We start from the raw sequence: 10438 nt of genomic DNA on the forward strand, positions 1-10438 counted from the left end.
CGGCACCCGCGGCCTTCGCGGCCATCGCCTCGCCCGGGCCCACCGACTGGCCCCGCCTCGAGGCCCTGATCCGCCACCAGGCCTTCGAGGTCGCCCGCCAGACACTGCAGGGCGACCTCGCGGCCCTGCACGGCGAGGATCGCGAGCACGGCCGCTTCCTTCTGGGCTACGCCGAGCGCCGCCTGGGGAACCCGAGGGCCGCGCGCGAGCACTTCGGGGCCATCCCCCCCCATAGCCTGTGGCACCCCCGCGCCCAGAAGGAGCTGGTGCTGCTCGAGCGCGCCGAGGGCCGTCACGACGCGGCGGACGCGACGCTCGCGCGCCTGCTGCCGCAGCTGACCGGCCCCGAGAAGGACGACGCCGGCCTGGAGCTTGCCGACGATCGCTTCGCGCGCGGGGCCTTCGAGCCGGCCCTCGCCGCCTACCAGGCGGTCTTCGATGAGAGCAAGGACCCCCAGCGCCGCGAGCACGCGGCCTACGCCATCGGCTGGTGCTACGAGCGTCTCGCCAACCCCGCCCGTGCCATCTGGTCCTGGAAGGAGGCCGCGCGCCTCTTCCCCGAAAGCCTCCAGGCCAAGCCCGCCCGCCTGATGCTCGCCAACCAGTACCTGCGCCTGGGCAAGCCTCTCTTGGCGGCCGACGAGCTCCGCGCGCTGGCCACCAGCACCCAGGACCTCGAGCTCGCGGCACGCGCCCAGTTCGTCGCGGGCGAGGGCTACGCCGCGGTGGGCAACTGGAAGCTCGCCGGCGCGGCCTACGCCATGGTCAAGCCCGGCACCCGCTGGAGCGAGCCTGCCGAGTACGGCGAGGCCTACGCCCGCTGGCAATCAGGAGACGCCAAGGGCGCCAAGCCCGCCATGGAGCGGTGGCTCTCGAAGTATCCCAAGAGCGCCTCTCGTCCGGCCGTGCTCTACGCGCTGGGCCGGGTCCACCTCGAGCTCGCCAACCCCGCCCAGGCCCGGGCCTCCTTCGAGAAGGCGGTCGCCGAGCCGGGATCGGGCTCGTACGAGGAGCTGAGCCTCTTCGGGCTTGCCGAGCTCGACTACAACGACGGCCGCTTTCCCGCCTGCATCGAGCGCGCCAGGCGCCTGCTCTCGGGCTACCCCGAGTCGGCCCAGCGGGGACCGACTCGCTGGCTCTTGGCCGAGAGCCTCCTGTCGCTCAAGCGCTACGACGAGGCGATCGCCATCTACACCGACCTCGCCAAGCGCGAAGGCGATCTGGCCTTTTTGGAGGGCAAGGGCGACGCGGTCACCTTCCGGCTCGGCCTCGCCCACTTCCGCACCGAGGAGTACGCGGCGGCGGCCTCGTACCTCAAGGACGTGACCGACGGCCGCTACGGCCAGGAGGCCCTGTACTGGCTCGCCGAGGCCACCTACCGCACGGGCGACTACGCCGGGGCGCTCGCCCACTACGCCCGCTTCCTCAAGGCATACCCCGGCGCGGAGAAAGCCCCCGAGGCGGCCTACGGCCAGGCCTACAGCGCCTACCAGCTCAAGCGCTACGACGAGGCCCGCAGGCTCTTCAAGCAGGCCGGCGACACCCTCAAGGCCGCGCCGCTTCGCCAGGACGCCATGCTGCGCCTGGGCTCCCTCCAGCTCAGCGCCCACGACTGGGGCGCCGCCGAGTCGACCTACGCCTCGCTCTACGGCAGCCAGCTTTCGGTCGAGGCCCTGCCCGACGTCCTTCTGGGCCTCGCGTGGGCGACCTACCGCAAGGGCAACGCAGCAGAGGCCCTCAAGCTCGCGGACTCCTTTTCCGAGCGCTTCGGCGGCCACTCCAAGCTGAACCGGGTGCGCGCGATCGCAGGCCAGGCCGCCTTCCGGCTGGGCAAGTATCCCGAGGCGGTCTCGCGCTTCGAGGCGATCCTGAAGGATCCCAAGGCCGGCGCCGAGGAGCGCGCGGACGCCCAGGCCCGCATCGGGGCCGCCTACTTCAACGCGGCGCAGTACGACCAGGCCGCGGACACCTACCAGGCCATCTACGCCGACGGCAACCGCCCCAAGGCCGAGCGCGAGCAGATCGCCCAGCCCCTGGTCCAGGCCCGGATCGCCAAGGGCGACTGGGACGAGGCCCGGCGCGTCGCCCTCGAGGCGACCGGCTCGGCCTGGGCCGGCGACGCCCTCGGCCGCATCGCCCAGGGCTACCTGGACAAGGGGCGCGCCGAGGAGGCGATCGGCGCCCTGGACGCCATCGAGAGCCCCACCCTCGAGCAGCGTCATCTGCTCGCCATGGCCTACTTCGCGGCCTCGAACACCGAGGCGGGGCTCGCGACCCTCGATGCCCTCTGCCGCGTGAGCGGCCCTCAGCAGATCGCATGGACCCTGGAGCTCGCCGATCGCTACCTTGCCGCCAACGAGCCGGCCCGGGCCAGGGAGGCCTACGCCCTTCTGGCCAAGCTCCAGCCCGGTCACCCGGCGGTGCTCAAGGGGGCGGTGGCGGTGGCGACCGCCTACGCCAAGGACGGCCGCGACCAGCTCGCCCTCGACGCCTACCGGGAGCTCGCCAAGCGCTTCTCGTCGCGGCTTGACGTGGCCTCGGTCGCCTACCTGCGCATCGGCCAGATCGAGCTCAAGCGCGGCAACCACGCCGACGCGGCCGTGGCCTACCGCCAGGCCGAGAAGGCGAGCCCCGCGGGCTCGCTCGGGGCCGTGCAGGCCCGCTACTGGCTGGGCTACGCCCTGGTGGCGGGAAAGCGCTTCGAGGACGCCGCCGCCGAGCTCTCCAAGCTCAAGGTGCCGAGCACGGTGGGGCGCGAGTGGCAGGCGCTCGCCTGGCTCAAGCAGGGCGAGGCCTACGAGCACCTGCGCCGCTGGAAGGACGCCGAGAAGCTGTACCGTCAGGTGGCCGGCACCACTTCGCTGCCCGCGGCCGAGCGCAAGGAGGCGAGCGATCGCCTCAAGTGGATCGACCAGAACGTGAACAGGAGGTAGCCGTGAAGCGCTGGATCGTTACGACCTGCACGGCCTTCGCGCTCGCCGGCACCCTGGCCGTCGGAGCCCAGGCGGCACCGGGCACGGCGAAGGCTGCGCCCAAGCCCAGCCTCGAGAATGCCGAGAAGTTGCCGGTGGATTTGCCCTCGGTCCTCATCCGGGGCGAGGACGAGACGGCCGGGCCCCTCTTGCCCGGCAACAAGCTCTCGCCGGACGAGCCCGGGGCCATGCCCTTCACCCTCCCGCGGCCGCGCACCGCCCTGGACCTGGACCGCTACCTGGCCCAGGCCTCCGAGAGCGTGACCCCTTCGATCGCCGGACCGCGCGAGGCCGCAGCCGTGCCCCGATCGGGCTACGGCGAAGGCCGGCTCGGCACCCTCGGCCTGCACCGCTACGACCTCGGCGCGTACCTGGGCAGGGCGATCGCCCTGCCGGTGGGCCTTCCCCTGGACGCCATGACGGCGCTCGGCGAGATCGAGGGCCAGACCGGCGCGGGCGTGACCCCTGTGCCCGGGGACTGGTCGCGCTGGCACCTGGGCCTCTCGGCGGCCAGCGAGTCGCTCGCCGCAGGGCTTGCGATGGATCGTCGCGCGACCACGGTCGCGCCGGGCACGGGGGATGCGCTCGCCGAGGGCCTCTCGCTCAACGGCCGCTACCGCCTCGCCGAGGTGAACCTGCGCCTGGAGGCCTCGGGCGGCCGGGTCGCCGGGCCCGCCTCTCTCGGCATCGACAGCGGCGTCGGTCAGGGGGCCCTCGCGGGGACATGGCGCCCTGAGCTGGGTCTCGCGGACCAGACGGTGGAGGTGGCGGCGTCCATCGGCCACCGCCGGACCGAGAAGCGTTCGGACGCCCTCGTCTACGTGGCGGCCTCGGACGAGTGGGCCTTCATGCCGCGGTGGAGCCTGAACGCGTCGCTCGGCCTGGGCCACCTGTACGAGCGGGGCGTGATCGATCCGGGCCTGGCGGTGCGCTACCGCCCCTCGGACGCCACCGAGCTCGCGGCGGGCCTGCGCGCCCAGACCACCATGCCGACCTTCGAGGCCCTCTACCTGTCGCGTCGCTTCGTCGCAGGCAACGGCGCCCTGGTCGATCAGAGGGTCCCCTTGAGGCTCGACCTGTCGGGCAGCCATCGCCTGGACGATCGGTGGTTCACCCAGGCCTCGCTCTCCTACCTGGCCGCCGAGCGCTGGATCGCATGGCGCGCCATGCCGGGGGCAACGGGCCTCTGGCAACCCTTCAACCCGGGGCTTTCGGGAGACTTCGGCAGCGCGACGCAGCATGCGACAGAAGGCGAGCTCGCCGTGCAGTACCGTGCCTGGGACGACGCGGGGCAGCGCTTCTTCTATCGCTGGCAGACGGTTCAGCCCCTGGGCGAGATCCGGCAGGAGGCGGGCACCGCCCACGAGAGCACCTGGCTTTCTGGTAAACTGAAGGTGGACCTCGGGGCCTCGGTCGTGCTCCAGCAGCTCGGCGAGGGCCAGACCTCGGCCCAGACGGCGACGGGCTACCAGGCCCTGCTGAAGGGCCAGGGCACCTACCGCCTGACCCCCGATCTCGCGCTGTACCTGCGCGCCGATGCCCTTCCGCTCAAGCAGGAGCAGCCGGCCCTCAACTTCTTCGCCCCCGACGCCCTCTGCGTCGCCGGCGTCGCTTTCGGATTCTAGGAGAGCGCCGTGGCCCCCACCACGATCCAGCCGCCCCGCAAGCGAAAATCCCGCGCGCTCGCACCCACCGTGCCGGCGCTCGCGCTCGCTGCGGCCACCCCCGCGCCGCGGACCTGGCTCGCTTCCTTGGGCGCTCATGCGATCGTCCTGCTCCTTCTGGCCTGGGCGGCCGGGGCCGAGCACCCCGCCGAGCCCCTCTCGCAGCCCATCGAGCTGGTGGACGTGGTCACCGACGGTCCGGTGGGCGACACCAAGGGCCAAGCAAGTGATCGCCCCACCGCCAAGGACGTGGCCCAGCGCGTGCTGCCCGACGCTCCCGTCGAACGCCATGCGGACCGCAAGGTGCCCGTCGAGGCGCCTCGCAAGGCCCTCACCTCCCAGGCTCCCGCTCCCAAGGCGCCCGTCCCCAAGCCGATCCAGCCGAAGCCCGACTACGACGCGCTCTTGGCCCAGCGCGAGGCCAAGGACCGCGCGCGGGAGGCGTCGCGCATCGGGGCGCTGGCCTCGGCGGCCGAAGCCGCCCTCGCCTCCGACGGCGGCGAGGACGCCTCGGCCCAGAGCCCGCACCGCGGCGGAAGCATCGACTCGGGCACCGGCCTGAGCGGGGATCTCGCCCAGCGCCGGATCCTCGAGCAGCATCCCCCCAGCTACCCCGATGCGGCCCAGCGAATGGGGGTCGAGGGCGACGTGCGCCTTCGGGTCTGGGTCGGCGCCGAGGGCCGGGTGAGCCGGGTCGAGGTCGTGCGCCTCTCGGGCACCCCCGAGATGGATCGCCGGGCGCTGGAGTCCCTCAAGCGCTGGCGCTTCGCCCCCTTGCCCGAGGGTGCCGCCCCCGTGACCCAGTGGGGGGAGATCACCCTTCGCTTCCGGCTGGACTGATGCCCACAGGAGACTCCGGGTTGAACCCTGACGACGCCGCGCCGCAACGCATCCTCTACACCTCGCGCCTCAACCCGAACGGGGCGATCCTCGAGGCGCAGGCGGTCGATGGCTTCGCCTGGCGCACGGTCGATTCGCTCTCCGATTTGCGCTACGCGGGGGGCGAAAGCGCCAAGCTCCTGGTCGTGGACCGCCACCTGATGGCCACGGGCGACGCGGCCACCCTGCGCGAGATCGCGGCCCTCTGGGGATCCAGCGGCGTGCTGGTCTGCTCCTATCCGGAAGGCGAGGAGGCCCCTGCCGAGGTGCCCGAGGACCTCCTGTGGGGCTACCTGCGCGAGCCCTACCATCCGCGAGGGTTCGGCAAGCTGGTCGACAACGCCTTCCAGTTCATCCTCAACCGTCTCGAGACCGAGCGATCGCGCCTGGAGCTGCGCGAGTACGCCGTCAAGCTCCAAGAGCTGAACGCGATCGGGATCGCCCTCTCGTCGGAGCGCGACCCCGACAAGCTGCTGGACCTCATCCTCAAGAAGAGCCGCGACATCGTCTACGCGGACGCCGGCAGCCTGTACCTGGTGGAGCGCAAGGAAGCCGGCGGCCCGGTGCTGCGCTTCAAGCTGTCCCAGAACGACACCTTCCCGTTCGCCTATCAAGAGTTCACCATGCCGATCTCGCGCGCGAGCCTCGCGGGCTACGTCGCGCTGAGCGGGCATTCCCTCAGCCTGGCGGACGTGTACGCCCTACCGGAGGGGGCCGAGTACGCCTTCGACCGCACCTTCGATCGCCGGACGGGCTACCGCACCAAGTCCATGCTCGTGATCCCGATGCGCAACCGCAACAACGAGACCATCGGGATCCTCCAGCTGATCAACCGCAAGCGCCGCCGGGACACCCTCCTGGACGATCCTCACCTGATGGAGCGCGAGGTCATCCCCTTCGACCCGCTGCACGAGGATCTGGTGCTCAGCCTCGCGAGCCAGGCGGCGGTGGCCATCGAGAACAACTCCCTCTACCAGGACATCGAGGGTTTGTTCGAGGGCTTCGTCAACGCGTCGGTCACCGCGATCGAGAGCCGCGATCCGACCACCTCGGGCCACTCGTCGCGGGTGGCCAACCTGACCGTGGCCCTGGCCGAGCAGGTGAACGGGCTCGATCACGGCCCCTTCCGGGACGTGCACTTCAGCCGCGACCAGATCCGCGAGGTGCGCTACGCGTCCTTGCTTCACGACTTCGGCAAGGTCGGGGTCCGCGAGGAGGTCCTGGTCAAGGCCAAGAAGCTCTACCCCCTCAAGCTGGAGCTGATCCAGAGCCGGTTCCACTTCGTCCGCCAGGCCCTCGAGGCCCGCGACAGCCGAAGCCGGCTCGACTACGTCCTCGCGCGGGGGCGCGAGGCGTACCTCAGGGATCTTCCACGCTTCGACGCGGCCCTTTCGCACGAGCTGACGGCCCTCGACGAGTACTTCCGCATCATCCTGGAGGCCAACGAGCCCACGGTCCTTGAAGAGGGCAGCTTCCTGCGCCTGCTCGAGATCGCCGAGCACACCTACCGGGACGTGTACGGGGCCGATCAGCCCCTCCTGCGGCCCGAGGAGGTCAGGCAGCTCTCGATCCGGCGCGGCAGCCTGGACGAGCAGGAGCGCCGCGAGATCGAGAGCCACGTCTCCCACACCTACCGCTTCCTGAGCCAGATCCCCTGGACCAGCGATCTCTCGCGGGTCCCCGAGATCGCCTACGCCCACCACGAGAAGCTCAACGGCAAGGGCTATCCCCGGGCGCTGCCCGACGGAGGCATCCCGGTGCAGTCCAAGATGATGGCGATCGCGGACATCTTCGACGCGCTGACCGCGAGCGATCGCCCCTACAAGAAGGCCATGCCGCTCGAGCGGGCGCTCGACATCCTCCACTTCGAGGCCAGGGACCACCACATCGACGCCGGCTTGCTAGAGGTCTTCGTCGACTACCGGATCTTCGAGCAGGGCCGGATCATCAACCCGTCTTGAGAAGGAGCGCCATGTCGAGCGAATCGCCGTCGATCGATCCTGCGATCTACCGGGCCTGCGAGGCGGTCGGTGGCATCGTGGAGATGTGGGGCTTCAAGCGGGTCCTCGGGATGGTGTGGACCTTCGTCTACCTGAGCCCCAGGCCCCTGTCGGCCCAGGAGATCCGCTCGGGCCTCGGCATCAGCAGTGGCCTGGTCAGCATGGTCCTGCAGGAGCTGGTGCGCTGGGGGGTGGTCCACAAGCAGCCGACACCCGGCGAGCGAAAGGAATACTACACGGCCGAGCGCAATGTTTGGCGTCCCATCTCGAAGGTCATCCGCGAGCGCGAGATGTACCAGGTCTCGACCACCCTGGAGCGCCTGCGCGAGGCCGAGATCGAGCTCGAGGCGGCCGGCGACGAGGACGAGGACGAGTGCAAGCGCGTGGCGGCGGATCGGCTGGCCGAGCTGATCCAGGTGGGCGAGCTCGCCCACAGCATGCTCGATCAGTTCGTCTCCTTGGGAGTTCTCGACGCGCGCGACCTGCGCAGCGTGGCGCTCGGGGTGGGCCTCACCCGCACCATGTTCCAGATGAAGCGCCTCGCCGAAAAGCAGCGACGCGGCGAGATGGAGTGAGCCGCTTCTGCGTCTCTACGTCGACGATACCGTCGCGCGGCCTCGATCGGGGGGATCGACATTTCCTGGGCTGGCTCGAGTGTCGACAGGGGATGGGGGCATGTGCCATGAGTGACCTGGGTTCGACGGTGCGAGCAAGGAGGGTTACACGTGTTGCCCAGGTCCATGAGATTCGGAGTCGCGCTGCTGCTGGCCTGCTCGAGCGGGGGCTTCGCCGCCGGGGCGCAGGCCCAACCTGGCCCGCCTGGCGGTGAGCGGCAATATATCCCTTCCACGGTGACGACGATCGAAGGCACCGTGACGGCCATCGAGCGGCCGACCTCGCCGCGAGGCGGTGCCGGCGTCCATCTGGTGGTCAGGAGCGCTCAGGAGACGATTCCCGTCCACCTGGGACCGGCGTGGTTCATCGATGCCCAGCAACCGCCCATTCGGGTGGGAGACGTCATCACGGTCAAGGGGTCGCGCGTTACCCTCGCCGGGCAGCCAGCAATCGTCGCTGCAACCATCACGACGGGTGGCCGGGTATTCGTGCTGCGTGATGAAGCAGGACGCCCTGCCTGGGCTGGCCAGAGGCCGCGCACGCCCTGAGGCCGTTGCTAGGCGCTCGCCCCTTGGATTGGGGGCCGTTCCAGGCGCATCGCCAAGGCTTCCTCGGTAGGGGAGAGCGCCCCTTCAACGAGCTCGATCCCGAAGGCGCGCGCGAACCCCTCGATCAGCGAGCGCCGCACCGACTGGGCCTCGATCGCCTCGCCCTTCAGGGCCGACAGGCTCGCCATGCCCTTGGGTGGGACCCCCGAGACCAGCAACGGAGCGATCGCCTCGGGCCCCTGGGTCAGCATCAGGGTGCCGTGCTGGAGGAAGCCCCCCTGCCGCCTGACCTGGGCGCTGCCCACCACCTTGAGGCCGCTCGCCGTGAGGTCAGCCTTGGTCGCGGTGGCGAAGCAGGCGCTCGCATTCCCGCTGCCCCGAGCGCCGGGGGTCAGCTCGGCGTCGAGCCCCAGCCCCTGGAGCGACGCAATGATGGCCTTTGCGATCATGCAGTAGGAGTCGGCCACGCTCTCGGGAAAGCCCTCGGCCCCCGAGGCCACCACCGCGTAGGTGAGGTCGCCCACCCCGTGCAGGACCGCCCGGCCTCCGGTGGGGCGCCGCACCACCTCGACCCCCTCGCGTTCGCAGGCCTCGAAGGCCACGTCGGTGGCGCGCTGGGCGTAGCCCAGAGAGAGGGTCGGGCACTGCCAGTCGTACAGCCGCAGGGTGGGGGGAGCCTCGCCCGCGCGGTAGGCTTCGAGGATCGCCTCGTCCACGGCCATGTTGCGCGCGCCACGGGCCGCGTCATCGAGCAAGAGTCGCCAGTGTCGCATGCCTCGAGTCTAACCGAGAGGGGCCATCCCCGCAAGCGCGCCGCCGGCGGGACTAGCAAGCGGAGCCCCTTCTCGCTTACAATGGAGGCGGCGGCTCAGCCCCGCCCCACCCCGCGCCATCCGCCAAGGAGCTCCAATGCCAGCCCGCAAGGCCGCTGAAGGTCAGGCGAAGACCAACGCCTACTCCGACATCGATCTCAACAACTGGAAGAACTATCCCGAGGTCGAGACGGGGAGCCTGTGGCTCTTCACCAAGCGCGACAAGGGCGAGACGCACGTGGGCGACTACCACGGCAACTTCATCCCCCAGCTCCCGCAGCAGCTGCTCAAGCGGTACACCAAGCAGGGCGAGGTCGTCCTGGACCTCTTCAACGGCATGGGCACCACCCTGATCGAGTGCCGCCGCATGGGGCGCCACGGGATAGGAGTGGAGCTATTGAGCGCCGTCGCCGAGGCGGCCGAGGCGCGGATCGAGGGGGCCCAGAACCCCGAGGGAGTCGAGACCCGGGTGCTGGTCGGCGACTCGGCTGCGGCGAGCACCCTCGAGCGGGTTCGCGAGGAGCTCGCGCGCCTCGGCAAGTCTCACGCGGACCTCGCCATCCTTCACCCGCCTTACGGGGACATCATCTCCTTCTCGAATGGCGAGCGCCCGGAGGACCTCTCCAACGTTTCGACCGATGCCGAGTTCATCGCGCGCTTCCGCCCGGTGATCGAAAACGCCTTCGAGCTGCTCGCGCCGGGGCGCTTCATGGCGCTGGTGATCGGGGACAAGTACGCGGGCAGCCAGTGGGTGCCGCTCGGCTTCATGTGCATGCAGGCGGCGATGGACGTGGGCTTCTCGCTCAAGAGCATCGTCGTCAAGGACATCAACGGCAACGAGAAGGGCAAGGGCAAAAACGGCAACCTCTGGCGCTACCGCGCCCTGGCCCAGGGCTACTACGTCTTCAAGCACGAGTACGTGTTCATCTTCCAGAAGCCGAAGCGCAA

8 protein-coding genes are annotated in these 10438 nt (G+C 70.5%); 7 read left to right on the top strand and 1 reads right to left on the bottom strand.

The annotated features are described in order from the left end of the window. The 6 genes from V6D00_13255 to V6D00_13280 form a co-directional block, all read left to right on the top strand. Positions 1–2933 (top strand): tetratricopeptide repeat protein (locus V6D00_13255; protein ID HEY9900139.1); only part of this gene is annotated, 2933 nt, incomplete at its 5' end. A 2-nt stretch (positions 2934–2935) separates the two neighbouring features. Further along, entirely contained in the window at positions 2936–4597 is a 1662-nt protein-coding gene (locus V6D00_13260) for a hypothetical protein (protein ID HEY9900140.1), read from the top strand. A 9-nt stretch (positions 4598–4606) separates the two neighbouring features. Beyond that, the gene (locus V6D00_13265; GenBank protein ID HEY9900141.1) at positions 4607–5476 is read left to right on the top strand and encodes an energy transducer TonB; all 870 of its coding nucleotides are present in this window, start codon (positions 4607–4609) and stop codon (positions 5474–5476) included. A 20-nt stretch (positions 5477–5496) separates the two neighbouring features. Then, positions 5497–7476 (top strand): HD domain-containing phosphohydrolase, encoded by a 1980-nt coding sequence (locus V6D00_13270; protein HEY9900142.1) that lies wholly within the window; start codon positions 5497–5499, stop codon positions 7474–7476. 11 nt (positions 7477–7487) lie between these two features. Continuing rightward, a complete protein-coding gene (locus V6D00_13275; protein HEY9900143.1) occupies positions 7488–8090 on the top strand; it encodes a MarR family transcriptional regulator in 603 nt (200 codons plus the stop codon). A gap of 165 nt (positions 8091–8255) precedes the next feature. Next, entirely contained in the window at positions 8256–8678 is a 423-nt protein-coding gene (locus V6D00_13280) for a hypothetical protein (protein ID HEY9900144.1), read from the top strand. A gap of 8 nt (positions 8679–8686) precedes the next feature. Here V6D00_13280 and V6D00_13285 read toward each other — a convergent pair whose 3' ends face one another. Continuing rightward, positions 8687–9451, bottom strand: coding sequence for a biotin/lipoate A/B protein ligase family protein (locus V6D00_13285; GenBank protein HEY9900145.1), 765 nt, complete (start codon positions 9449–9451; stop codon positions 8687–8689). A gap of 136 nt (positions 9452–9587) precedes the next feature. On the opposite strand from V6D00_13285, the gene V6D00_13290 reads away from it, so the two are divergent. Continuing rightward, positions 9588–10438 (top strand): DNA methyltransferase (locus tag V6D00_13290; protein HEY9900146.1); only part of this gene is annotated, 851 nt, incomplete at its 3' end.

It is taken from the genome of Pantanalinema sp. (genome assembly GCA_036704125.1).
GTDB lineage: Bacteria > Cyanobacteriota > Sericytochromatia > S15B-MN24 > UBA4093 > JAGIBK01.